The organism is Nonlabens sp. (assembly GCF_039941875.1).
GTDB lineage: Bacteria > Bacteroidota > Bacteroidia > Flavobacteriales > Flavobacteriaceae > Nonlabens.
Genome location: NZ_JBDVDQ010000009.1, coordinates 201,515 through 225,397 on the forward strand (window position 1 = coordinate 201,515; position 23,883 = coordinate 225,397).

Consider the following 23,883-nt stretch of genomic DNA (forward strand, 5'->3'; position numbering starts at 1 on the left):
TTAAATAATATATCAATATTAATTAATATAGATCATCAGCTTATTTAATCGATTAAAAGTTGTTTTGCTAAATTTTATTTTAAGATTAACGGCATTTAATCATGATTAATTACCAAATGATAAACAAAAAAAGGGAGCAGTTATAAACCGCTCCCTTTTCCACTTTATAAATAATTAAAAGACTACCCTACCACAAAATTCACAATCTTACCTGGTACAATAATCGTTTTACGTATTTGTTTACCTTCTAATTGTTCTTGTACTTTCTCATTTGCAAGAACCATTTTCTCCAACTCATCTTTTGAAACATCTACTGGTAAGTCCAGTGTAAATTTCATTTTACCATTAAATGATATCGGATAGGTTTTGCTACTTTCTACTAAGTGTTTTTCATCAAACACCGGGAAAGGCGCTTCACTTATAGATTCCTTATGACCTAATAGCGACCATAATTCCTCTGCAATGTGTGGTGCATATGGTGATATAAGAACAGCAAGTGGTTCTAAAACCTCACGACTGCTACATTTTTGTTGCGTTAACTCATTTACGGCAATCATAAAACTACTCACACTCGTATTAAATGAGAAGCTCTCTATGTCATCTTGCACCTTTTTAATAGTCTTGTGCAAGGTTTTCATACTGTCTGGAGACGCTTTTTCTTCACTTACTGAAAAACCAGCATCGTTATGATAGAGTTTCCACAGCTTTTTCATAAAACCATAAACTCCTGTAATTCCAGCCGTATTCCATGGTTTTGCCTGTTCTAGCGGACCTAAAAACATTTCGTATAAACGCAAAGTATCTGCTCCGTACTGATCACAGATATTATCTGGATTCACAACGTTAAACTTAGACTTAGACATTTTTTCAACTTCACGTAGAGTATCGATTTTATCACTTCTAGTTAAAGTATTGTCATTAAAATAATAAGCATTCTGTGTCCATCTAAATCTTTCAGAAACAGGTATGTCCGAAAGGTTTACAGTGTTATCTAAATTGACATACTCAACTGGCAAATGTGATGATCGGAAATTTTTAAATATTAAAATTATATCATCTGGCACCTTATTAAATTTTCGATATGAATCTGTTGTTTCAATAATATGATCTATCAGTATTTGAGGTAACCCTGTAATAAACCCTTCTTCAGGTAGTGTTTTAGCATAAGAAGAATTAATAATTATTTGACAAACCAACTGCTTAAATTGTCCTTCTTGATTTTTGTAGCCTATATCTAAGTAATTCACAAAAGCACTTTCACCCAAAATCATCCCTTGATTGATCATCTTTTGGAACGGTTCTTCTACCGTGACTTTACCTAGATCATGTAACAACTTAACCCAAAATCTACTGTACAACAAGTGACCAGTCGCGTGCTCGCTACCACCTATATATAGATCTACGTTATTCCAATATTCTTGTGCTTCTTTTGAGAACATTTCGTTTTCATTAGTAGCATCCATGTATCTGAACATGTACCAAGAACTACCTGCCCAGCCTGGCATGGTGTTCAATTCTAGCGGATACACACAATCGCGGTCGTCATCGTTAGAAACCACTTTATTTTCTTGAGTACACCAGCTCCATGTGGTCGCACGACCTAATGGTGGTGCACCATCTTCGGTAGGTAAATATTCATCTACTTCTGGTAATGCGATAGGCAAGTATTTGTTATCTATCATTTGTGGTAAACCATCCTTATAATATACTGGGAAAGGCTCACCCCAATAACGCTGTCTAGAAAATACCGCATCACGCAATCTGTAATTGGTTTTCCCTTTTCCAGATCCTATTTCTTCAAGTTTTTGAATTGCTGTGTACATCGCTTGCTTGTAGCTCATTCCATTTAAGAAATCACTATTACAAAGCGGTGTTTTATCCTTAGCTCCATAAGCCTCTTCAGATATATCCACACCATCAAAAATGTTTTTGATAGCAGGCATTCCTTCCTGACCTGCAAAGTAGTTGGCAAATGCATAATCACGCTCATCACCACATGGCACTGCCATTACAGCACCAGTACCATAACCAGCCAACACATAATCACCGATCCATACCGGCACCTGCTCACCACTTAATGGATGTGTAGCATAAGCTCCTGTGAACACACCAGAAATAGTCTTCACATCGGCCATACGTTCTCTTTCTGATCTTGCAGCTGTTGCTTTTTTATAAGCCTCTACCGCGTCTTTTTGTGCCGCAGTAGTAATTTGATCTACTAGCTCATGTTCTGGAGCAAGAGTCATAAATGTTACTCCATAAATAGTATCTGGTCGTGTGGTGAAAACATCTATTTTATGCTCGCCTAATTGAAAAGAAACCATCGCACCTACCGATTTCCCGATCCAGTTGCGTTGAATTTCTTTGATAGATTCTGCCCAGTCTAATCCATCTAAACCTGTTAATAATCGCTCTGCAAACGCGCTAATTCTCATCATCCATTGACGCATTTTCTTGCGCACTACAGGATGTCCACCACGTTCTGAAACTCCATTTACAATCTCATCATTTGCAAGTACGGTTCCTAATCCAGGACACCAGTTCACCTCCGTATTTGCAAGAAAAGTTAATCTGTAATCTAATAAAATCTCTTGTTGCTCTTTATCGGTAAACGCGTTCCACTCTGCAGCGGTGAACTGTCTCAGATCTTCTTCTGTGGCAGCGTTGATGTTGTTTGTTCCGCTTTCGCGAAAGCGAGATTCTAACAAACTAATAGGTTGTGCTTTATCTGCATCATTATCATACCAGCTATTAAAAAGCATGATGAAAATTTCTTGCGTATACTTATAGTAATCTGGTGAAGAAGTTCTTACCTCTCGATCCCAATCAAAACTAAAACCGATGCGATCCATCTGATTGCGGTAACCAGCGATCTTGTTTCCAGATTTATCTGTTCCACCTTCTATGTTAGTTTTAGTAGTCTCTGCAGGATGCTGACCAGTTTGTATCGCATACTGCTCTGCAGGTAGTCCAAAACTATCGTAACCCATAGGGTGCAATACATTAAAACCAGCGTGACGCTTATATCTAGAGACTATATCACTAGCTATATAACCCAGCGGATGCCCAACATGCAACCCAGCACCACTAGGATATGGAAACATATCGAGTGCGTAGAATTTAGGTTTATCTGATGTATTGCTGGCTTTAAAGGTCTTGTTTTCTGCCCAATGTTTTTGCCATTTTGCTTCTATTGCTTTGTGATCGTAGAGTAACATAGTTTCTTCTTCTAAGTAGCAAAAATACTAAAGCGTTTGTGAATTGTAGTATTAAATAAGTTTTGAGATAGAAAATGGTTTTTAAGCACCATATCCATCCCATTTTATCAATAATAAAAGACTAAAAAACGAGTTATACCGTTTGTGAGATAAAATAACTATCTGGAAATCGTTCTAGGTGTGTTACTTTGTTATTTTTGTAAATCAATTCTAGTCGTTGTAAAATTTATGTCATCACAGTCCAGTTATCAGAAACGTCGTTTATTCAGCTCTTATTTTTGGGTGGTAATCAGTTTGTTTCTAGTTTTATTCATGCTAGGTTTACAAGGTTTTTTCTTGCTTAACAGCCAGAAACTAGCCGATTATTTCCGTGAGCAGGTGCCAATGTCTATCTATTTTAAAGATACAGCTAAGGATGTGGACATGCGACAACTAGAAAAGACATTACAAATGGCAGACTATACCAAGAATGCAGTTTTTGTAAGCAGTGAAGAAGGTGCACAACGTACCAAAGAAGATCTAGGAGAAGATTTTATTGCCAAATTAGACGGTTTTAACCCTATACCCAACTCTATCGACGTGCGACTCAATGCAAATTTTGTTACCGCAACCGAGATACAACAAATCGCAGACGATCTTGCAGCAAAAGAATATGTGCAAGAAGTAAGCTATGATAAACCACTGGTTTCTCTACTTAATAAAAATGTAAAACGCATCTCTTTCTGGATGCTTATCGTGTCTGGAATTTTTGTGTTGATTGCATTTTTATTAATCAACAGTTCTATAAGATTGAGCGTTTATGCGAAACGTTTTACTATAAAAACCATGCAAATGGTAGGCGCTACCAAAGGTTTTATACGCAGACCATTTATCATGACTAGCATAAAATTAGGACTAATCGCTGCCATACTAGCTCTAGGTTTACTAGCCGTAGTGGTATATTATGCCGACGGTTTTGTGCCAGAATTAGAAATACTTGAAAATTATGAAATGCTGACTATCCTATTTGTTGGTGTTTTAGTTTTTGGAATATTAATAAGTTTGATCAGTACATTTTTTGCAACAACTCGCTATTTGAATTTAAAAACAGATCAGTTGTATTACTAGCAAGGGAAACCTTTCCCTAGCCCTAAAGGGAAGGTTTCTATAAGGAAAGATTTAAAGTAAAGTTTTCTCAAGCTCTAGGGCTGGATATTGAAAACAAAAAAATATTACAATGAAAAAAGGAACAATAAAAGAAAGTAGAGATAAAGCCAAAGGTACGTTTCAACCTCCTGAAGATAGAGTAATAGAAGAAAATATCAAGCCTAATTTTGAATTTGTCTTTAAGAAGAAAAATTATCTATGGATGGTTATAGGACTAGTAGTTATTGCTGCTGGATTTACCCTTATGGCCGGCGGTGGTAGTGAAGATCCTGCTGTTTTTAATGAAGATATTTTTTCATGGAGACGCATTAGACTAGCACCTATGATGGTTCTTGCAGGTTTTGGGATCGAGATGTATGCTATTCTTTTAAATCCAGATAAAAAGTAAATGGAGACTATAGACGCATTTGTTTTAGGAGTTATTCAAGGAATGACAGAGTTTTTACCTGTTTCTTCTAGTGGACACATAGAATTAGGGAAAGCTGTTTTAGGAACCGATATAGCAAACAAAGAGGAGAATTTACTTTTTACAGTGGTGGTCCATTTTGCTACTGCGCTAAGTACCATTATCGTTTTCAGAAAAGATATTATGGAATTACTTAAAGGTATTTTTGCTTTTAAGTGGAATGAAGAGACACAATTTGCTTCTAAAATTGTTCTTTCCATGATACCTGCTGTTATTGTAGGTTTATTATTTGAGAAACAACTGGAAGAACTTTTTGAAGGCAAAATAATACTCGTAGGTTTCATGTTAATCATAACCGGTTTACTGTTATTTCTAGCAGGTCGCGCAAAGAAAACGGAGAAAGGAGTAAGCTGGAAAGATGCCTTAATTATAGGAGCATCACAAGCCATAGCTATGTTACCAGGTATTTCTAGAAGTGGCGCAACTATTTCAACATCTGTATTATTAGGTAATGACAGAGCAAAAGCCGCTCGATTTTCATTCTTAATGGTTGTCCCATTGATTTTTGGTAAAATTGCAAAGGATTTATTAGACGTAATAAAAGGAGATACCGTTATAGAAAACGTTTCTACCACTCCATTAGTCGTTGGCTTTTTTGCAGCATTTATAGTTGGTTTACTAGCCTGCACCTGGATGATATCCTTAGTACGTAAAGCAAAACTTCATTACTTTTCTTACTACTGTTTTGCAGTAGGTATAGTAGCCATTATTGCTGGTGTAGTTAACACTTAAATAATCTAGCTCAGAATAAATAATTACTTTTAGCATACTAAAAATTAGAAATGCAAAAGTTACTTATAGCTCTCTTATTATTCACAAGCACTATTAGCATGGCACAACAAACAACCGTTAAAGGCGCTTTTTTAGAAAAATGGAATAACTCACGCGATTATCTTATCGCTGTTGCTGAGGCGATGCCAGAAGAGTTTTATGACTATAAACCTACAGCACGACAAAAGTCTTTTAAAGAACAACTGGTCCACATACAAGGGAACATTAACTGGATAGACAGTTCCCATTTCTCAAGTCAAGAAGTAAAAACCGAGTCTCAGGATTACTACAGCTTTAATAAAAAGCAAATCATTGAGTTATTACAGCATACTTTTAATAAAGCATACAACAGCATAGAAGCGACACCAGAGAAGAGTTTAAAGGACGTAGTAAAATTCTTTGCTGGTCCTAAATCAAAGTTACAGCTCATGAATTTACTCCAGGACCATGTAACACATCACCGTGGTCAGTTACTGGTTTACCTTAATCTTAAAGACATCACACCACCTAATTTTAGTGGCTGGTAGATTCTCAAATGACCGCATAAAAAAATGGCTTCTATTTCTAGAAGCCATTTTTAGTTATTATTAGTTGATGTTTAGTCCGCTTTCGCGAAAGCGGAACACCTATCTATCTTACTCTATTATTCAAAGTCTGCATCTTTAACCGTATTCACAGTTATCTTTTCAACTTTAAAAGCAAGGTTTTGCCCCATCATTTGTTGCGTTATAGTCATTGGGAACTTAACACCGCTAGTCTCTTTATAGTCTGAATATTTAATCATAACAGCTACTTTCTGACCTTGTGCTTCTTGAGTAGTTTCTTCAGCTACTTTTAAACCTGTATTTACATCATAAAAAGCCTTCTTATTATCAGACCACTTGATTACATAAACTTGGTTATCACCCATCATTTCAGCACCTGCAAGAGTTGCTTTATCTGCAGAATAAAGTTCTGGAATAAACATAGCCTCCACTTGTGCTAGTTCTAAATCTGCACCAGATAACTCCTGACTACCGCCCATACCACTTACACTTGCCTTGTTGTTTGCAACAACCTGACGCATCATAGTATTACCAGCCATTTTAAGAGTTTTTACTAGCTTATCATTTTTTGCAGCTTTCATATCTAATATAAGATCACCTTGAGGTGTTGTATAAATAGCAAAGTAAGAAGTAGAATTTACTGCAGTTACAGCATCTTTACCACCTATAGCTTTTACATAACTATCTACTACCGTCTGAGCAGTTAAACCAGCAGGAATTTCTATAGTAGAAGGACGCTCTGTCTCGTTTGCATCTTTGTCATAAAATTTAACTGGTACTGTTTTACCATTTAATTTCATTTTTTCAAGAGGCTCAAGGATATCAGCAGCCTTACCTACTAATACGATACGCAAGTTATCTGGACTTAAGTACTTGTTTGCAACGCGTTTAACGTCTTCTTTAGTTACTTTATCAATGTTAGAAATAAAGTTCTTGTAAAAATCTTTATCAAGATTATTCTTCTCAATATTAATAGAACGACTTGCAACCACAGACTTATCTTCTGACTGCATGATAAAGTTACCTAAGAACTTTGCCTTTGCAGTAGAAAGCATTTCATCTTCTACATACTCATCTCTAATTCTGTTCAATTCTTTGAAAGTTTCTACTAGAGCACTATCCGTAACCTCGTTACGAACCTTTGCAGTTGCGCTAAAAGTCCCTTTATAATTTCTACCTGTACCTATATTAGAACGTGCTCCATATGTATAACCATTTGCCTCACGTAAGTTCATATTAAGGTAAGAACCGAAAGAACCACCAAATACATAGTTTGCTACAAGAACAGCATAATAATCTGGATCACTCATTTTTAATTCAGAAAGACTCATAACAGCAAGCTCTGTCTGAACTGCGTTAGGCACATCAATTAAGTTGATTTGAGTTTCCTCAACATCAGCTAATTCTGGAAGAACTGGCTTAGGAGCCATTCCTTTTTTCCAGTCACCAAAATATTTCTTTACTAACTTCTTAGCTTCTTTTTTCTCGATATCACCAGTGATGATTAAATACCCATTTGATGGCTTAAAGTAATTCGTGTAAAACGCGTTAACATCTTCTAGAGTTACAGAGTTGATAGTCTCCTCTGTAGAGAACTCACCAGCTGGGTGATTTTTACCATAAACTAAAGCACTACGTACTTTACCAGCAATGGCAGCAGCACTGTTCTCTCCAGATTTTAATCCTTCAATAGCCTGAGACTTTTCAAAGTCTAATTCTTTTTGAGTAAAATTAGGCTTAAAAGCTGCTTCAGTAAAAAGTTGAAAAATTTCTTCTTTATACTTTGAAAGTCCACCAGCAAAACCACCGTTAACACCTACAAAGATATTTGCTCCTAGGTAATCTACTTTTTCATTAAAATCTTCCTTAGAAGTCTCTGTAGAACCTTTACCTATTAAAGCACCAGTTAAAGACTGTACTCCAGCTTTATCACCTTCAAAAATAGGAGGGTTATTAAGGTCAAGACTCATGTTAAGAGTAGGCAGTTTTTTATCTGACACTACAAGAACTTGAAGTCCGTTCTTTAATTCAAATGTGTAGGGTTTACCTAAGTTAATTTCTGGAGTAGGTCCAGAAGTAGGCATTTGTGATCTATCTATTTGTGCAATGGCAGTAGCTCCAGTAAGGAATAGTACCATTAAAAATATAAGTTGCTTTTTCATTGTGGTAATTATTTTTTTGTAATGGTAAATTCAGTTCTTCTAGATTGTTCTAACTCTTCATCAGAACAGTTTTTGCTTTCACAATCTACAATAGGATTCTCTTCTCCACGACCTACTGCTTTGATTCTGTTAGCAGCGATACCTTTTGCTAGCATATAACTTCTTACAGCATCTGCACGTTTTTGAGAAAGAGTCTTATTATAAGCGTCACTACCTTTAGTATCAGTATACGTTTCTGCTAGAATTTCCATTGATGCATTCTTATTCATCATGTTAACAATGCGATCTAATTCTTTACTAGCACTAGCTGTAATTGTAGCCTTATCGTTATCAAAGTAAATTTTGTTGATTTGTAATTTATTATCTACCACTTTAACATCGTCCATAGCATCTTTCATTTCCTCTTCTGTAGGAGCGCTTCCTGCTAGGTAATCTAATTCTAATCTTTGATTAGGCATTAAGTATTGATTTGCAACACGCTTAATATCTTCACGAGTGATACCTCTATAAACGTCTAACTCTTGATTAATTAAACTTGTATCACCCATTAACATATTATAACGAGCTAATGAGGCTGCAATACCTTCTACACGAGAATTTGAGCTTACATACTGAGCTTCAAATTGATTTTGTAATTTTTGATATTCTCTTTCAGAGATTAATTCTGTTTGAAGTTTTACAATTTCTTCATCCATTACCTCAGCTAACTTACTCAACTCAATATCTCCTTTTGCAAGAGCACCCATAGTGTAAGTACCATAATCCTGATTAGACTGTCCGAAAGCTAGTACCTGAAGTGCTATTTGCTCTTCATCTACCATTCTTTTTTGCATTCTAGAACTAGCACCACCTGTAAGTACCGCAGAGATGTAGTCGATTACATAAGCATCACGATCTGTAGACTTAGGAGTGATGTAAGAGAATATTTTTACAGGAATCTGAATGTTAGCATCATATTCTGTTGCAAAACGTGTTGAAGTAATAGGCTGCTCAACAATCGCTTTACGTACATTTCTAGGCGCTTTATTCTCTATAGGACCAAAATAGTCCTTGATCATTTTCTTAGTAGCATTGATATCGATATCACCAGCTACAACTAGAACTGCATTGTTAGGATTGTAATACTTATCATTAAAATCTTGGAATTCAGAAAGCTTTGCCGCATTTAAATCTTCCATAGATCCTATAACACTCTGTCCATAAGGATGAGATTTGAATAAATGCTTATCAATACCAGTTCTGTAAATAATAGCTCCATAAGGTGCGTTATCAATACGCTGGCGCTTTTCTTCTTTTACAACTTCGTTTTGAGTATCAACACCTATTTGTTCGATTTTAGGATGTAGCATACGCTCACTTTCCATCCATAGACCCATTTCTAGATTATTAGAAGGAAAAGTTTCATAATAATAAGTACGGTCTTGAGTAGTGTTTGCATTATTGCTACCACCGTTTGCAGAAACAATATCAAACCATTTACCTCTCTCTATATTTTCTGTACCTTCAAAAAGCAAGTGTTCAAAGAAGTGAGCAAATCCAGTTCTTCCTGGCTCTTCATCTTTTGCACCTACTTGATACATAACACCTGTAGTTACAACTGGTGCGCCGTTTTCTTGATGTAATATAACGTGAAGTCCATTATCAAGGTCATACTCGGTATATTGTACCTCTTGAGCAAAACCTGTAGCTGATGCAAAAGCAACCGCAAGACTTAAAACAATTTTTTTCATTTGATAGTTTTTATGTTTCTTATTGTGGTTAGTGTCTTATCTATATAAAATGTTACATAAAAATTAAAGACTTCCCAAAAATAAAAGCTTTTTACAATAATTGAGTTAAAGTAAAATCAAAATACCTGATAAATAGACAGCTATGTCCGAACTTTAGAAGTAAACCAATTATTATGAACACTACACATACAATAAAGTACGCACTCTTCATAGCTTCGGCCTTAATCATTTACTTTATATTGATCGACATTATAGGTTATGCAGGACAAAGCTATCTTAGTTTTTTCAATGCTATAATAGTAGGTGCTGGTATTTACCTCGTTATTAAGGATGTCTACAAGAATAAGAAGGAGTTTAAATACATGGATGGCTTTGTAGCTGGTATCAAAGCAGGTTTTATCGCTACAATATTATATACCATTTTTATGGCAATATATTTATTTGAAATACACCCAGAGTTATGCCTAGAATTAAAAGAACAAGTTGCTATAGCAGGTGAAGGTATAAAAATAGCTCTATTGCTCTTTATATTCTTATCTGGACTTGCTACCTCGATTGTTATTCCATTAGTTATTCTACCATTATATAAAAAATCGTGGAATACCAGAGAAATTAGAGAAAAGCAAAAACCACTAAATCAGTAAATTAGAAAATAATTGTATAATCTGTTGATAACTTTGGTATCTAAGGTAATAGAACTATATTTGCAGCCCGAAATTAATAATAATAAGCAACAATTATGTACGCAATCGTAGAGATAGCAGGGCAGCAATTCAAGATCGAGAAAGATCAAAAGTTGTTTGTACATCGTTTACAAGAAGATGAAGGTGCGTCAATTAACATTGACAAAGTTCTTCTTTTAGGTAATGGTGACAACATCACACTCGGCGCCCCAGCTGTAGAAGGAGCATTTGCAGAAGCAAAAGTTCTGGGACACCTTAAAGGTGACAAAGTAATCGTTTTTAAGAAAAAACGTAGAAAAGGATACCGTAAGAAAAACGGACACCGTCAGTACCTTACTCAAATTCAAATTTCAAGCATTTCTGCATCAGGTGGAAAGAAGTCTGAATCTAAGAAAGCTGCAGCACCTGCAAAAGCAGAAAAAGCTCCAGCTAAGAAAGCTGCTGGTAAAGCAGACGATCTTAAGAAAATCGAAGGTATCGGTCCTAAAATTGCATCTACTCTAGTAGAAGCTGGTATCGTAACATTTGCAGATCTTGCTAAAGCAGACCCAGCAAATATTTCTGAAATCATTGCTGACGTAAGAGGTAATCACGTACCAACTACATGGCCACAACAAGCTCAACTTGCAGTGGACGGTAAATGGGATGAATTACAAGAATTACAAGACCGTCTAGACGGAGGAGTAGAAAAATAAGTTTAACCGTATCTGAATTTTATACAGATCATAAAATAAATTATCATGGCTCATAAAAAAGGAGTAGGTAGTTCGAAAAACGGAAGGGAATCTCACTCAAAACGTCTAGGCGTTAAGATTTACGGAGGTCAAGCAGCAATCGCTGGTAACATCCTAATCCGTCAGCGCGGTATGGAACACCACCCAGGTGAAAACGTATATGCTGGTAAGGACTTTACATTACATGCAAGAGTAGACGGACTAGTGAAGTTTACCAAGAAAAGAAATAATAGATCTTACGTATCTATCGTTCCTGTAGCTGAGGCTTAAGAAACAATTCTTTTTAAAAGATAAAATCCCAAATCGATTTATTCGGTTTGGGATTTTTTATGTTTATTAAAATTACCGTTTTAAACAGCACTCTATGCTCATCATACTCTTACTAGATTGTAAAAACCACACCTATTTAGAGTAACTATCTTAAAATAATACCATAACAATATAAGCTTTATCAAAGCTAGTTATGAATTGGTATATTTTTAAAATAAGAAAGGCTTAGACATATAACACCTTTCTGAATTAGGTGGGAAATTCCCTGATGTGTTAGCTAAAAATGAAGCTCGATCACTTAGCTAACCCAGCTCTGCCTAATTCTACGATAAGAGAGTCACAAAAAGCACCTTCTTCCAACTCTCCTATATTTGCTATCTGAATACTATAGACGTCCGCAAAACCTGTCTGATCGACTATAGAGGTGTCTCTAAGAGTATTAAGACTTGTAACGAGCCTAGAAACAGGCCAGTCATTCATTTTAATAGAATCTCTAGTAATTTTAAGACCTGCTTTACCATAAACACCTGCTGCATTTCCACCCATTATAAAACCATTAAGGTGATCGGTATGCACTTCTTTTTTGGGAAAATCTGTACTACATGAGGTAATACACATCGCGATCGATATAACTATAAAAAACTGCTTCATGTTAAGGGTATTCTTTAGAATTAACGAATATAAAGTTTCTTTATTCTAGAAAGAAACAAACTGTAAAACTTAAGAGATAAAAAAATCCCGATAAAATGTCATATACATTTTATCGGGATTTCTATTAACTTTCATAGAGAATTATACTCTAATTCCTTTAAGACGTTTTTCGATCTTTTGTTTTTTTGCAGTAAGCAGTTTCATAAGATCCATTATCTCTACATCTTTCGTTTCCTTGTAAATCTCATTAAGGCCTAGAATAAGCTCTTTTGCTTTTCTTGATGAATGTACCCTATCACTAGTCGACATATTACTCATCGATGCTCCTAGCCATTCATTTGCGTCTTTTATTATATCCATTTCTTCTTTAATTTTATCTCGCTTTCGCGAAAGCGTAACTATTTAAAAGCAATTACGATGCCAAAAGTTAGTCAATTTATTTGAATTTCCTAACAAAAGGCTAGAATATTTAAGAATTCTTAATATCTGTAATATTCTGGCTTGAAAGGACCTTCTACTTTTACGCCGATATATTCTGCTTGATCTTTCTTCAACTCAGTAAGCTCTGCTCCCATTCTTTCTAGGTGTAATGCAGCTACTTTTTCATCAAGGTGCTTAGGTAACATGTATACTTCGTTTTCATAAGCATCTCTGTTATTCCAAAGTTCGATTTGCGCAAGTGTCTGATTAGTAAATGAGTTACTCATTACAAAACTAGGGTGACCAGTTGCACAACCTAAGTTCACAAGACGACCTTCAGCAAGAAGTATAATATCCTTACCGTTTATCGTGTACTTATCTACTTGTGGCTTAATTTCTACTTTAGTATCTCCATGATTAGTATTTAAATAAGCAACATCTATTTCATTGTCAAAATGTCCGATGTTACAAACTATTACTTTATCACGCATAGCCTCAAAGTGCTCACCACGTATAATATCTTTATTACCAGTAGTAGTAATAACGATATCTGCATTACCTACTACGTTCTCAAGTTTCTTCACTTCAAAACCATCCATAACCGCTTGTAATGCACAAATAGGATCGATTTCAGTAACAGTAACTATAGAACCAGCTCCTTTAAAAGAAGCAGCACTACCTTTACCTACATCACCATATCCACAAACTACCACACGCTTACCTGCAAGCATAGTATCTGTTGCACGACGTACAGCATCTACAGCACTCTCACGACAGCCATATTTATTATCAAACTTAGATTTAGTAACAGAATCGTTTACGTTGATGGCTGGCATTACTAGAGTACCATTCTTCATACGCTCGTATAATCTGTGCACACCAGTTGTAGTCTCTTCAGATAAACCGTTGATACCAGCAGCTAGTTCTGGATATTCATCAAAAACCATGTTAGTTAAATCACCACCATCATCAAGAATCATGTTTAATGGCTTGCGATCTTCTCCAAAGAAAAGAGTTTGCTCGATACACCAGTTAAATTCTTCTTCATTCATACCTTTCCAAGCATAAACAGGAATACCAGCAGCAGCGATAGCAGCAGCTGCATGATCTTGAGTAGAAAAGATATTACAAGAAGACCAAGTAACATCTGCTCCTAAAGCGACAAGAGTCTCGATAAGAACTGCAGTTTGTATAGTCATGTGAAGACATCCAGCAATACGAGCACCTTTAAGTGGCTGCTCATCTTTATATTCTTCTCTTAATGACATTAAACCAGGCATCTCTGCCTCGGCAAGTTGAATTTCTAAACGTCCATACTCTGCAAGAGACATGTCTTTTACTTTATTAGGTACGTAAGGAACTGTTTTATTGCTCATAGAATTTTATTTTAATATATAAGTCGTTGATTCTATTCAAAATCAACAAATTAAAAGCATTTTTTATTTATTAAATTGCGGCTGCAAACTTACAAAAAATCAACCGATTTTTATGCCACTTTTTCATTCCCTTAACAACCGTGAGAATACAGAGGTTTACATCTGGAAAATCACTGAAACTGAAGCCTTTCTAAGAACTGATATAGAGCTATCAGAAAATTCTAAGAACAGGTTATCTACCATGAGTTCAGACCTACATAGAAGAGGTTTTTTAAGTATTAGACATTTACTTAAAATTGCTGGATATAGTGATTTACAACTATTTTACACAGATAATGGAAAACCACATCTAGAAGATGGCAAGCATATTTCTATAACACATAGTTATGAATTTACTGCTATTATCATAAGTGACGTACCCATAGGGATAGATATAGAAAAGCAACGTGATAAAATAAAACGCATTGCTCCTAAGTTTATAGGTTACGAAGAAGGTTTCATATCTTCTTTAGAAAATTCCATAAAAGAACTTACTGTAGTCTGGGGCGCAAAAGAATCTATGTATAAACTTTACGGCAAAAAAGGTTTGGGCTTTAAAGCTCATTGTTTAGTAGAGCCTTTTACAATGAATAGCGATCTGACCATCTCTCGTATTGTTTATGAAGATGACAATTTAAAGTTCGATGTTTATTTTCAAGAAATCGAGAATTTCATGCTAGTTTATGTAATTCCATCTCGCAATGCCTGATATTCTCAAAACAATTGAGCAATCAAATCGCTGTTTATCCATTCTTATAGATCCAGAAAAAATGGAGATAGGTACGATTCTCGCTTTCGCGAAAGCGGTTTCCATAACCATCCACACCCTTGAAGAAAAACTACAAATAGATCAATTTTATTTCTTTGTAGGTGGCAGCACCATGGAAAATGTAGATTTTGACAAATGGATTAAAGAACTAAAAGAAAACAGCAACATACCAATCGTTATCTTCCCTGGATCACACCATCAACTATCAGAAAATGCCGACGGATTATTATTTTTAAATCTAGTCTCAGGACGCAACTCTGATTTTTTAATAGAACAACAAGTTCATGCTGCAAATAAATTAAAGGATTCAAATCTAGAAGTCATTCCTACTGGATATATATTAATAGATGGTGGAAAAGAAACTGCTGTACAACGTATATCCAAAACAGAACCTCTAGCACAAACTAATATTCTCAACATAACTAACCACGCATATGCAGCGCAACTTATGGGAAACAAATTAGTTTATTTAGAAGCTGGTAGTGGCGCCCTAAAATCGGTTTCTACAGAAATAGTACGTGAGGTTGCTCAGCAACTTCGTATACCATTAATAGTAGGCGGCGGTTTGAGAACTATTAAAGATATACGCTCTATTTATGATGCAGGCGCTCAAATGGCTGTAGTAGGAACGGCAATTGAAGAGAATATCAAATGGAAAGGCTAGCTTTGTAACACCGAAACCAAAAAAAATAAAAAATGAAAGCATCTATTGAACTTACTATGTCGCCTTTACAAGATGATTACGAGCAACACATCATCGATTTTATAAAGGTGCTACGTGATTCTGAATTTGAAGTATTAGAAAACCCATTAGCAACACAAATTTATGGTGACTTTACTCCAATGATGAGTTTCTTAACTAAGGCAATGGAAAAAAGTATGGAAGAGACTAAAGCAGTTCTTTTCTACATGAAAGTAGTTAAGACAGATCGTCATGATTATGAACCTTTCTTTTAATGGAGGTTTTAGAATTTATTTTTGGACAATATAGAGAATATAGTACCTCACATATTGTACTAGAGATAGCTGCACTGATAATTAGTTTAATAAGTGTTTATTATTCTTTCAAAAACAGTGTTCTAGTATTTCCTTTTGGAATAATTAGTACTCTAATTTTTGTCTACTTATTATTTCAATGGAACTTACTGGGCGACATGGTCATTAACGCTTATTATTTTATAATGAGTGTCTATGGATGGTACTTTTGGCTATATGGAAACAAAAATCAGGAAGAAGTATCCATATCAAAAACATTAAGGCAAGAATGGATTACAGCAATAGTAATATCCATAACTACCGGACTAGCGATCTATTTACTCTATTACATCACAGATAGATTAGAGAACTGGGTTTCTTATGTAGACATGATAACCACAGGAATATTTTTTGCTGGAATGTGGCTCATGGCCAGACGTAAACTAGAGCATTGGCTTATTCTCGCACTAGGTAATCTTATATCGATACCATTGTATTTTTACAAAGGCTATAGTTTCAGCGCGATACTTTACATATTTCTCTTTATTATTGCCATCTTCGGCTATCAAGAATGGAAAAAATACCTCAACAAAAAGCCTTCAACGGCCTTAAAATAGTTCTTTACGGACCAGAAAGTACGGGAAAAAGCACGCTTACCAAACAACTTACACAGCATTTTAAAACTGCTCATGTTGAAGAGTTTGCACGTGATTATTTACAAGATAAATATGACGCGACTAAAACAATATGTGAATATCACGATCTTCTACCCATAGCTATAGGTCAGCGCATTACTGAAAATGATGCCGCTCAAAGAGCTACTGGTTATCTATTTTGCGATACAGACGCCTTAGAAACCTACGTGTATTCCATAGCCTATTTTGACAAAGCACCAGAAGAGCTTAAAACAGCTGTAAGTAAAAGTGATTATGACTTATATTTACTCCTAGATGTAGACATTCCATGGGTCGCAGACGATTTAAGAGATAAACCAGAAGATCGCAAAGGAATGTTTCAATATTTTAAACAAGGATTACAAGATTTTAATAAAAAATACGTAATCATATCAGGAACTGGAGAAAATCGATTTAAAAATGCTCTAGCCGCCATTGAAAATATTACAAATTAATGAAGTTAACTGACCAAAATAAAGAACAACTTATAGAAAAAGGTATTTCTGAAGAAGTACTACATAAACAGTTAGATCGATTTAAAAACGGATTCCCAGTCATTAGACTAAATCGCCCTGCTACAGTCGGCGATGGAATTGTCTCTTTGAAACAACTTAACAAAACAGAGCTGATTAAATTTTATGAAGAGCAAGTACCACAACTAGATGTTATAAAATTTGTCCCTGCAAGTGGTGCTGCCACACGTATGTTTAAATTTTTACATGAATTTTTAAATGGGTTTGACCCACAAGAAGATTCTATAAATAGTTATATCAACCTTAATAAAGCACCAGAATTATTCACCTTTTTTATCGGAATGGAAAAATTTCCTTTCTACAAAAAGATAATAAAATCTTTGAAAAAGAAACATTCTGATTGGGCTGCAAAACCTGTGCAGTCTAAAAAGATTCTATTCATCAAAGAAATGCTTTCTGAAAACGGTTCTAACTATGGCTCAATGCCCAAAGGCTTAGTTCCATTTCATAAATATAAAGACCACACAGCAACTGCCTTTGAAGAACATTTATTTGAAGCTTCTATATATGCTAGCAGTAATCAGGTAGCCAGACTTCATTTTACTATAGCACCAGCTTTTAAAAATCACTTTAAAGAAGAATTTGATCGCATACAAAAAATAGTAGAGGAGAAAACAAACACTAGATTTAAAATCAGTTTTTCACATCAATCTGCTAGCTCAGACACTATTGCTGTAGATGATAATAATGAGGCTGTTGTTCTAGATAACGGATGTTTATTTTTCCGTCCTGCTGGACATGGCGCGTTACTAGAAAATTTAAATCAGCTGGATGCTGATTTGATATTCATCAAAAATATTGATAACGTAACTACGTCTGCATATGAAAAACAGGTGAGTGAATATAAAAAGTTTCTTGCCGGTTATTTAATACAAATTAGGAATAAAACATATGACTACCTCAAAGCTATAGACAGCAAGGAAGTAAGTGATGAATTAAAACTAGAAATAGAAAATTTTATCACCCAACAGCTCGACAATGTACTACCGACAGATTATAAGAAATATGCTTATGAATACCAATTAGAGTATTTATATGAAAAACTTAATCGCCCATTGAGAGTTTGTGGTATGGTTAAAAATGAAGGAGAACCTGGAGGTGGCCCTTTCTGGATTCACAATCAAAAGGGAGAACTCTCTCTTCAAATTATAGAAAGCGCGCAAATAGATCCTAAAAATAAAAGTCAGCAAGCGATTGCCGTAAAAGCTACACATTTTAACCCAGTAGACCTTATATGCAGCGTACGTGATTACAAAGGAAACAAATTTAATCTGATGGATTTTTGTGATGAAGAAACCGGTTTTATAACCCATAAATCTCGCAACGGCATGTGTATAAAAGCACAAGAGTTACCTGGTTTATGGAATGGTGGCATGGCTTATTGGAACACCATCTTTGTAGAAGTACCTCTTATTACTTTCAACCCTGTAAAAACGGTTAACGACTTATTAAAGTCTGCACACCAGTTAGATTAATGAATATAGAACAATTACATAAAGAAGTTCAGTACAAAGCTGTTGCAAGCAGTGGCCCTGGTGGGCAAAATGTGAATAAAGTTGCCACAAAGGTTCAATTGTATTTTGATGTTTTGAGTAGTCTCGCTTTCGCGAAAGCGGAACACGAAAGAATAATAACAGCATTAAATAACCAACTCACAACCGAGGGAATTCTCCAAGTGAATTGTCAAGAATCGAGAAGTCAAGCCAAGAATAAAGAGCTGGTTTTTAAAAAATTACTAGCTGTACTTTCTAAAGCTAGTGTTATTATTAAAGTACGCAGAAAAAGAACAGTACCTAAGTCTGTAAAGCGCAAACGTCTTAACGACAAAAAGAAACAAAGCGATAAAAAGAAAGATCGCAATTATAGATATTAAATCCCTTTACCATGAAGCACTTCTTATACATTCTAATATCCATTTTACTCATTTCTTGCAATCAGAAAACTAACGATGCTACCACAGCCACTCCAGATGTTGAGACTCTAGAAATAGAAGAAATAACTAATGAGTTTGCTATAGTTATTCATGGCGGTGCAGGTACCATAAAAAAGGATAACATGACTCCAGAATTAGAAGCGCAATACGAAGAGAAATTAACAGAATCGATAAAAGCAGGTCATGAAATCTTAAGGAATGGCGGCAGCGCGATGGATGCCGTAGAAGCGAGCATAAGAATCATGGAAAACTCTCCATTATTTAATTCTGGTAAAGGAGCTGTTTTCACCCATGACGGTATCAATTCTCTAGATGCTAGTTTTATGGATGGTAAAACACTCAATGCAGGCGCAATCGCCGGTGTGACAACAGTTAAAAATCCTATCTCACTAGCTAGAAAAGTAATGTCAGATTCTGAACATGTGTTATTAAGTGGTACAGGAGCAGACTCTTTTGCAAAATCTCTTGATGACAAGAACATTGAAATAGTGGATAATAAATATTTCTATACAGAGAAAAGATTCCAATCTTTACAACGAGTTATAGAACGAGAAAAAGCTAAGGATCAAAAAACGGCGTCTCTTTTAGAATTACAAGATCCATTTATCAAAGACTCTAAATACGGTACCGTAGGTTGTGTTGCTCTGGATAAAAATGGAAATATTGCAGCAGGAACGAGTACTGGAGGTATGACCAATAAAAAACATGGTCGTATAGGCGATTCTCCTATTATAGGTAGCGGTACTTATGCTAACAATAAAACTTGTGGTGTATCGAGTACTGGACATGGCGAGTATTTTATTAGGGCACAAGTTGCTTACGACATAAGCGCATTAATGGAATATGGTGACCGCACACTAGCAGAGGCTACAGAAGAAGTAATCCAAGAAAAACTAGTTGATCTAGGTGGTACCGGCGGTATAGTTGCACTGGATCGATTAGGAAACATTTCCATGGAATTCAACACCGCAGGAATGTATCGCGCCATGATGGATGACGATGGGCAGCTTACCATTGGGATGTATAAGGAGTAGATCGATTAACGATATCAGATTTTTGATTAGGTCTCACGATTAAAAAAATAAAAGAAAATGAAAATAATATCTTATAACGTAAACGGTATCAGAGCAGCGATGAAGAAAGAATTTATTGCATGGCTTACTACGGCAAATCCTGATGTACTTTGTTTACAAGAAATAAAAGCTCAAGAAGACCAGATAGATACAGAGGCTTTTAAAGCGGCTGGGTATGAATACCAATATTATTACAGTGCGCAAAAGAAAGGATATTCTGGTACGGCTATCATTTCTAAGATAAAACCAGATCACGTAGAATATGGAACTGGTATTGAAACCATGGATTTTGAGGGTAGAAATATTAGAGCCGATTTTGGAGATCTATCCATAATGTCTATGTATTTACCTAGCGGTACTAATGATGAGCGACTGGGCTTTAAATTTGAATACATGGAGCAGTTTCTAGAGTATTCTAAAGAATTGAGAAAAGAACGTCCTAATTTATTAGTTTGTGGAGATTATAATATTTGCCATAAAGCTATAGACATTCATAACCCTGTTGGACTCAAGAAAACATCTGGCTTCTTACCAGAAGAACGCGAGTGGATGGACCGTTTTGTAGAAAGTGGTTTTATAGACACATTTAGAATGTTTAACCAAGAGCCTGACCAGTACTCCTGGTGGAGTTATCGTGGTGGTTCTCGTGTAAGAAATAAAGGATGGAGATTAGACTACCACATGGTAAACGACTCTTTAAAAGACAGAGTAAAACGCGCTGTAATCCTAAGTGAGGCCGTACATAGTGATCACTGTCCTGTGATGGTGGAGATTGATTAAGATTTTGAAAATAAATTAAGATATAGCGAGCCGATCCCTGATAAATTTGGGAAAGGCTTCTATATTAAAAATAGCTGTTCATTACCAAATTTTCTGGGATGACCATTCAAATAAAATATGATTAAAAACTTCATTCTTATTTTATTGCTTTTGTTTGCTACTTACAGTATAACAGCTCAAGAAGTGGAAAAACCTACTGAAAATAAAGGATTTGTATTTTCACCTGGAATAATTCTACAATCTAATATGTTTGTAGAAGCTAATTTACTTTACGGTAACGTAGTTAATGTACCTGGGAAAATACCCATAATGTATTACAGCGGATTTAGAATAGGTATTGAATCTAATTTGAGTACTGACCATTATACTTTTGCACCCAAAATAGGTTACGAGTATACCCCAGAACTTCTTAGCTTTAGACTGAGTGCAGTAAATTATTTTCAGGATGCGAAATCTGAATTCAGAATACTACCGGAAATAGGATTGAGTCTTTTCACTTTAATAAATCTGAACTATGGATATGGAATAAGTTTCAATGATCAGAACTTACATAATGTTGGTAAGCATAGGATTAGCATGACAATCAACTTAAACAAAACACTCAATCGTGCTTGGTAGTTAAGTTAAATTACCATTTATAATAATTTGATAAACTCAAGCTTTACCTGCCAGCACCACCACAAATTCTCCCTTAGGCTTCTTATGCTCAAAATGAGCAATAGCTTCTGTGACCGTACCTCTAAAATGCTCTTCGTAGAGTTTTGTTATTTCACGAGATACAGAAACCTGACGTTCCTCACCGTAATGAGATTTAAAGTCGGCTAGGGTTTTTAATAATTTGTGAGGCGATTCATAGAACACTATGGTTCTCGTTTCTTCTTTGAGAAATTCTAAACGTTTTTGCCTTCCTTTTTTAACGGGAAGAAATCCTTCAAATATAAATTTATCACATGGCATTCCAGAAACCGTAAGCGCAGGCACAAAAGCCGTAGCACCAGGTAACGACTGTACTTCTAACTCATTTTCAATAAGCTTGCGAGTCAGTAAAAATCCAGGATCACTTATCCCTGGAGAGCCAGCATCAGTAATAAGCGCCATGGTCTCACCTGCCTGTATTCTTTTTACAATAACATCACTTATTTTATGCTCATTATGCATGTGGTAAGAAAGCATTTGAGTAGTAATACCGTAATGCTGTAATAATTTACCACTAGTTCTCGTGTCCTCAGCTAGAATGATATCCACCTCTTTTAATATTTCTACCGCGCGATAGGTCATGTCTTTAAGATTACCGATAGGTGTAGGAACGAGGTAAAGTTTCATGTGTCTTATTTATTTTACAAAGATAAAGAAGTATAGATGTAAGAAATGACTTTTAAATCTCTAACATTTTAGATAACACAGTGCCTTTTTATAGAGATGGCTATTGGTGTTCCGCTTTCGCGAAAGCGGAATTAAAACAAAGATATACTCCTTAATAAAGCAATCTAGAGGTATCTTTGTTCCATGACTAGAGATGAGCAATTAAAAGATAGATGGGTACGTACAGTGGCGTTTTTTCAATCCCGATTTGCAGATGGTGATGAGATGGACTTAGATGCTATATTATTTATAATAGGCCTACAGGAACTAGGACAGTTACATCGCAAGTTTCAAAAAGATGAAAAATTGCAATTGATGCATATTGCTATATGTAGAGTTTTAGAACCGTATGGTTATTATGAATTTTCTCATTATGACGATGATAAATGGCCACATTATATCGTTAAGGAAAATTTGCCACCTCTTAAAGCTGGAGAACAATCTTTATTAATGAAAGAAGCTATCGTAAACTATATGGTAGTAAGTGAGGTTATAGATTAATTTATTTAACCACTACCTTTTTCTCTCTAGTTACTAAAACTACTGCTAGAATTATAACACTTGTCGAGACTCCTTGCCAGAAATGGAATTGTTCTCCATCCATTATTCCCCATGTGAGACCTATAACTGGCATTAAATAGGTAACAGAACTAGCAAAAACCGGAGAGGTGATCTGGACCAGTTTGTTAAACATAATTTTTGCCGCAACGGTTCCAAAAATAGATAAGACTACCATATACATTAAACTACGTTGTACTGCTGGACTAGAATACTCTAGAGAAGCACCGTCTGCACTGAAAAACACTATAGCTGCAAGCGGAGCGATGAATACAAAATTACCTGTCGCAATAGCGAGTGGTTTAATGTTTTGAAGATACCTCTTTATGATATTCACATTACTCGCATAACAAGTACACGCTATAAGCACAAGCCCAGCAAATAGATAATTCTGATCTGGATGACTATCCATTCCTGTCAGAACTAATCCCACAGCACCTGCTAGCCCAATAATCACACCTAGAAGTTGTTTTTTAGAAAATGAAATTCCAAAAATAACAGCACCCATGATTAGGGTTATTAATGGAACGGTAGAGTTGAGAATGGCGCTTATCGCACTATCTATTTCTGTTTGCGCATAGGCAAATAGGAAAGCGGGAAAAAATGTACCTAGTAAACCAGAGACAGCTAGCCATGGCCAGTCTTTTCTTTTAGTTGCTATAAAAGATTTCCACCCTATAGCGATAAGTATAACACCAGAAATCATGGTACGTACTGCGCCTAATTGTAATGGCTGCAATACTAATTCTCCATTATTCTCACCCAGAGCCTTTTTAATTAAAATAAAAGAAGAACCCCAAATAAGGCTTAAAACAACTAAGTAAACGTATTTGAGTCTAGAATTATCCATAGAATAAAAAAACAAAGATGATGTAATTGTCTAGTCCTAAATAACCGATACAGATTATTAAAGGATTAAATTTATTATTTAAATCTCAATGAAGCTAGCTTCGTTGAGATTTTTTTGATTTGTATGTTTTTCTTGTTAATTGATTTTGTTTGTGCATTTGAATAG

The 23,883-nt window shown here is 35.4% G+C and carries 26 protein-coding genes; 18 read left to right on the forward strand and 8 right to left on the reverse strand.

The features are described 5' to 3' along the window. Positions 1-182: 182 nt before the first annotated feature. Entirely contained in the window at positions 183-3,218 is a 3,036-nt protein-coding gene (locus tag ABJF08_RS06195; RefSeq protein ID WP_348115207.1) for a class I tRNA ligase family protein, read from the reverse strand. A 228-nt stretch (positions 3,219-3,446) separates the two neighbouring features. On the opposite strand from ABJF08_RS06195, the gene ABJF08_RS06200 reads away from it, so the two are divergent. The 4 genes from ABJF08_RS06200 to ABJF08_RS06215 all read left to right on the forward strand — a co-directional run bounded on the left by ABJF08_RS06200 (position 3,447) and on the right by ABJF08_RS06215 (position 6,128). Continuing rightward, on the forward strand, positions 3,447-4,325 hold the full coding sequence (locus ABJF08_RS06200; RefSeq protein WP_104514339.1) for a permease-like cell division protein FtsX: 879 nt from the start codon (positions 3,447-3,449) through the stop codon (positions 4,323-4,325). Between the two features lie 109 nt (positions 4,326-4,434). Further along, positions 4,435-4,752 carry a DUF3098 domain-containing protein gene (locus tag ABJF08_RS06205; RefSeq protein WP_348115208.1) on the forward strand — a complete coding sequence of 106 codons (318 nt, stop codon included), beginning with the start codon at positions 4,435-4,437 and terminating at the stop codon, positions 4,750-4,752. Beyond that, entirely contained in the window at positions 4,753-5,562 is an 810-nt protein-coding gene (locus tag ABJF08_RS06210) for an undecaprenyl-diphosphate phosphatase (RefSeq protein WP_348115209.1), read from the forward strand. Positions 5,563-5,612: 50 nt separating this feature from the next. Beyond that, a complete protein-coding gene (locus tag ABJF08_RS06215) occupies positions 5,613-6,128 on the forward strand; it encodes a DinB family protein (protein ID WP_348115210.1) in 516 nt (171 codons plus the stop codon). Between the two features lie 116 nt (positions 6,129-6,244). On the opposite strand, the gene ABJF08_RS06220 is transcribed toward ABJF08_RS06215, so the two are convergent. Beyond that, entirely contained in the window at positions 6,245-8,308 is a 2,064-nt protein-coding gene (locus tag ABJF08_RS06220; protein WP_348115211.1) for a pitrilysin family protein, read from the reverse strand. 8 nt (positions 8,309-8,316) lie between these two features. Further along, entirely contained in the window at positions 8,317-10,038 is a 1,722-nt protein-coding gene (locus tag ABJF08_RS06225) for an insulinase family protein (protein ID WP_348115212.1), read from the reverse strand. Positions 10,039-10,211: 173 nt separating this feature from the next. Between ABJF08_RS06225 and ABJF08_RS06230 the strand changes: the two genes are divergently transcribed. From ABJF08_RS06230 to rpmA, 3 genes are all read left to right on the forward strand, one after another. Continuing rightward, complete coding sequence (locus tag ABJF08_RS06230; protein ID WP_348115213.1) at positions 10,212-10,682, forward strand: hypothetical protein; 471 nt, start codon at positions 10,212-10,214, stop codon at positions 10,680-10,682. 95 nt (positions 10,683-10,777) lie between these two features. Continuing rightward, a complete protein-coding gene (gene rplU / locus ABJF08_RS06235) occupies positions 10,778-11,416 on the forward strand; it encodes a 50S ribosomal protein L21 (RefSeq protein WP_348115214.1) in 639 nt (212 codons plus the stop codon). Between the two features lie 45 nt (positions 11,417-11,461). Beyond that, the gene (gene rpmA, locus ABJF08_RS06240) at positions 11,462-11,725 is read left to right on the forward strand and encodes a 50S ribosomal protein L27 (protein ID WP_104514332.1); all 264 of its coding nucleotides are present in this window, start codon (positions 11,462-11,464) and stop codon (positions 11,723-11,725) included. A 294-nt stretch (positions 11,726-12,019) separates the two neighbouring features. Here rpmA and ABJF08_RS06245 read toward each other — a convergent pair whose 3' ends face one another. The 3 genes from ABJF08_RS06245 to ahcY all read right to left on the reverse strand — a co-directional run bounded on the left by ABJF08_RS06245 (position 12,020) and on the right by ahcY (position 14,172). Then, positions 12,020-12,376, reverse strand: coding sequence for a hypothetical protein (locus ABJF08_RS06245; protein ID WP_348115215.1), 357 nt, complete (start codon positions 12,374-12,376; stop codon positions 12,020-12,022). Between the two features lie 141 nt (positions 12,377-12,517). Beyond that, positions 12,518-12,736: a hypothetical protein gene (locus ABJF08_RS06250; protein WP_104514330.1), complete on the reverse strand. Its 219-nt coding sequence runs from the start codon at positions 12,734-12,736 to the stop codon at positions 12,518-12,520. A gap of 119 nt (positions 12,737-12,855) precedes the next feature. Continuing rightward, positions 12,856-14,172 (reverse strand): adenosylhomocysteinase, encoded by a 1,317-nt coding sequence (ahcY, locus tag ABJF08_RS06255; protein ID WP_348115216.1) that lies wholly within the window; start codon positions 14,170-14,172, stop codon positions 12,856-12,858. Positions 14,173-14,284: 112 nt separating this feature from the next. Here ahcY and ABJF08_RS06260 point away from each other — a divergent pair, with 112 nt between their 5' ends. The 10 genes from ABJF08_RS06260 (at position 14,285) to ABJF08_RS06305 (ending at position 21,566) form a co-directional block, all read left to right on the forward strand. Beyond that, on the forward strand, positions 14,285-14,920 hold the full coding sequence (locus ABJF08_RS06260; RefSeq protein ID WP_348115217.1) for a 4'-phosphopantetheinyl transferase superfamily protein: 636 nt from the start codon (positions 14,285-14,287) through the stop codon (positions 14,918-14,920). Further along, positions 14,913-15,644, forward strand: coding sequence for a geranylgeranylglyceryl/heptaprenylglyceryl phosphate synthase (locus ABJF08_RS06265; RefSeq protein ID WP_348115218.1), 732 nt, complete (start codon positions 14,913-14,915; stop codon positions 15,642-15,644). The genes ABJF08_RS06260 and ABJF08_RS06265 overlap by 8 nt, the downstream gene beginning before the upstream one ends. A gap of 32 nt (positions 15,645-15,676) precedes the next feature. Then, a complete protein-coding gene (locus ABJF08_RS06270; protein WP_348115219.1) occupies positions 15,677-15,937 on the forward strand; it encodes a thiamine-binding protein in 261 nt (86 codons plus the stop codon). Next, positions 15,937-16,572 carry a nicotinamide riboside transporter PnuC gene (gene pnuC / locus ABJF08_RS06275; RefSeq protein WP_348115220.1) on the forward strand — a complete coding sequence of 212 codons (636 nt, stop codon included), beginning with the start codon at positions 15,937-15,939 and terminating at the stop codon, positions 16,570-16,572. The genes ABJF08_RS06270 and pnuC overlap by 1 nt, the downstream gene beginning before the upstream one ends. Continuing rightward, positions 16,527-17,084 (forward strand): ATP-binding protein, encoded by a 558-nt coding sequence (locus ABJF08_RS06280; RefSeq protein ID WP_348115221.1) that lies wholly within the window; start codon positions 16,527-16,529, stop codon positions 17,082-17,084. The genes pnuC and ABJF08_RS06280 overlap by 46 nt, the downstream gene beginning before the upstream one ends. Next, on the forward strand, positions 17,084-18,637 hold the full coding sequence (locus tag ABJF08_RS06285) for a DUF4301 family protein (RefSeq protein ID WP_348115222.1): 1,554 nt from the start codon (positions 17,084-17,086) through the stop codon (positions 18,635-18,637). Before ABJF08_RS06280 ends, ABJF08_RS06285 begins: the two co-directional genes overlap by 1 nt. Then, positions 18,637-19,035, forward strand: coding sequence for an alternative ribosome rescue aminoacyl-tRNA hydrolase ArfB (gene arfB, locus ABJF08_RS06290; protein WP_348115223.1), 399 nt, complete (start codon positions 18,637-18,639; stop codon positions 19,033-19,035). The genes ABJF08_RS06285 and arfB overlap by 1 nt, the downstream gene beginning before the upstream one ends. Before the next feature lie 11 nt (positions 19,036-19,046). Beyond that, positions 19,047-20,129 carry an isoaspartyl peptidase/L-asparaginase gene (locus tag ABJF08_RS06295; protein WP_348115224.1) on the forward strand — a complete coding sequence of 361 codons (1,083 nt, stop codon included), beginning with the start codon at positions 19,047-19,049 and terminating at the stop codon, positions 20,127-20,129. Positions 20,130-20,186: 57 nt separating this feature from the next. Further along, positions 20,187-20,948 (forward strand): exodeoxyribonuclease III, encoded by a 762-nt coding sequence (locus ABJF08_RS06300; protein WP_348115225.1) that lies wholly within the window; start codon positions 20,187-20,189, stop codon positions 20,946-20,948. Between the two features lie 117 nt (positions 20,949-21,065). Beyond that, complete coding sequence (locus ABJF08_RS06305) at positions 21,066-21,566, forward strand: hypothetical protein (protein WP_348115226.1); 501 nt, start codon at positions 21,066-21,068, stop codon at positions 21,564-21,566. A gap of 36 nt (positions 21,567-21,602) precedes the next feature. On the opposite strand, the gene rsmI is transcribed toward ABJF08_RS06305, so the two are convergent. Then, complete coding sequence (gene rsmI / locus ABJF08_RS06310; RefSeq protein WP_348115227.1) at positions 21,603-22,271, reverse strand: 16S rRNA (cytidine(1402)-2'-O)-methyltransferase; 669 nt, start codon at positions 22,269-22,271, stop codon at positions 21,603-21,605. A gap of 183 nt (positions 22,272-22,454) precedes the next feature. On the opposite strand from rsmI, the gene ABJF08_RS06315 reads away from it, so the two are divergent. Then, complete coding sequence (locus tag ABJF08_RS06315) at positions 22,455-22,811, forward strand: hypothetical protein (RefSeq protein WP_348115228.1); 357 nt, start codon at positions 22,455-22,457, stop codon at positions 22,809-22,811. Between the two features lies 1 nt (position 22,812). Here ABJF08_RS06315 and ABJF08_RS06320 read toward each other — a convergent pair whose 3' ends face one another. Continuing rightward, positions 22,813-23,718: an EamA family transporter gene (locus tag ABJF08_RS06320; RefSeq protein WP_348115229.1), complete on the reverse strand. Its 906-nt coding sequence runs from the start codon at positions 23,716-23,718 to the stop codon at positions 22,813-22,815. Positions 23,719-23,883 lie beyond the last annotated feature (165 nt).

Coding starts and splice junctions, on each gene's coding strand:
- ABJF08_RS06270 (WP_348115219.1), top strand. CDS start 15,677: ATGAAAGCATCTATTGAACTTACTATGTCGCCTTTACAAGATGATTAC.
- ABJF08_RS06250 (WP_104514330.1), bottom strand. CDS start 12,736: ATGGATATAATAAAAGACGCAAATGAATGGCTAGGAGCATCGATGAGT.
- ABJF08_RS06305 (WP_348115226.1), top strand. CDS start 21,066: ATGATTAAAAACTTCATTCTTATTTTATTGCTTTTGTTTGCTACTTAC.
- ABJF08_RS06195 (WP_348115207.1), bottom strand. CDS start 3,218: ATGTTACTCTACGATCACAAAGCAATAGAAGCAAAATGGCAAAAACAT.
- ABJF08_RS06220 (WP_348115211.1), bottom strand. CDS start 8,308: ATGAAAAAGCAACTTATATTTTTAATGGTACTATTCCTTACTGGAGCT.
- ABJF08_RS06205 (WP_348115208.1), top strand. CDS start 4,435: ATGAAAAAAGGAACAATAAAAGAAAGTAGAGATAAAGCCAAAGGTACG.
- ABJF08_RS06210 (WP_348115209.1), top strand. CDS start 4,753: ATGGAGACTATAGACGCATTTGTTTTAGGAGTTATTCAAGGAATGACA.
- pnuC (WP_348115220.1), top strand. CDS start 15,937: ATGGAGGTTTTAGAATTTATTTTTGGACAATATAGAGAATATAGTACC.
- ABJF08_RS06200 (WP_104514339.1), top strand. CDS start 3,447: ATGTCATCACAGTCCAGTTATCAGAAACGTCGTTTATTCAGCTCTTAT.
- ABJF08_RS06225 (WP_348115212.1), bottom strand. CDS start 10,038: ATGAAAAAAATTGTTTTAAGTCTTGCGGTTGCTTTTGCATCAGCTACA.
- ABJF08_RS06280 (WP_348115221.1), top strand. CDS start 16,527: ATGGAAAAAATACCTCAACAAAAAGCCTTCAACGGCCTTAAAATAGTT.
- ABJF08_RS06300 (WP_348115225.1), top strand. CDS start 20,187: ATGAAAATAATATCTTATAACGTAAACGGTATCAGAGCAGCGATGAAG.
- ABJF08_RS06320 (WP_348115229.1), bottom strand. CDS start 23,718: ATGGATAATTCTAGACTCAAATACGTTTACTTAGTTGTTTTAAGCCTT.
- ABJF08_RS06230 (WP_348115213.1), top strand. CDS start 10,212: ATGAACACTACACATACAATAAAGTACGCACTCTTCATAGCTTCGGCC.
- ABJF08_RS06260 (WP_348115217.1), top strand. CDS start 14,285: ATGCCACTTTTTCATTCCCTTAACAACCGTGAGAATACAGAGGTTTAC.
- ABJF08_RS06315 (WP_348115228.1), top strand. CDS start 22,455: ATGACTAGAGATGAGCAATTAAAAGATAGATGGGTACGTACAGTGGCG.
- ABJF08_RS06215 (WP_348115210.1), top strand. CDS start 5,613: ATGCAAAAGTTACTTATAGCTCTCTTATTATTCACAAGCACTATTAGC.
- ahcY (WP_348115216.1), bottom strand. CDS start 14,172: ATGAGCAATAAAACAGTTCCTTACGTACCTAATAAAGTAAAAGACATG.
- rsmI (WP_348115227.1), bottom strand. CDS start 22,271: ATGAAACTTTACCTCGTTCCTACACCTATCGGTAATCTTAAAGACATG.
- ABJF08_RS06245 (WP_348115215.1), bottom strand. CDS start 12,376: ATGAAGCAGTTTTTTATAGTTATATCGATCGCGATGTGTATTACCTCA.
- ABJF08_RS06265 (WP_348115218.1), top strand. CDS start 14,913: ATGCCTGATATTCTCAAAACAATTGAGCAATCAAATCGCTGTTTATCC.
- ABJF08_RS06285 (WP_348115222.1), top strand. CDS start 17,084: ATGAAGTTAACTGACCAAAATAAAGAACAACTTATAGAAAAAGGTATT.
- arfB (WP_348115223.1), top strand. CDS start 18,637: ATGAATATAGAACAATTACATAAAGAAGTTCAGTACAAAGCTGTTGCA.
- ABJF08_RS06295 (WP_348115224.1), top strand. CDS start 19,047: ATGAAGCACTTCTTATACATTCTAATATCCATTTTACTCATTTCTTGC.
- rpmA (WP_104514332.1), top strand. CDS start 11,462: ATGGCTCATAAAAAAGGAGTAGGTAGTTCGAAAAACGGAAGGGAATCT.
- rplU (WP_348115214.1), top strand. CDS start 10,778: ATGTACGCAATCGTAGAGATAGCAGGGCAGCAATTCAAGATCGAGAAA.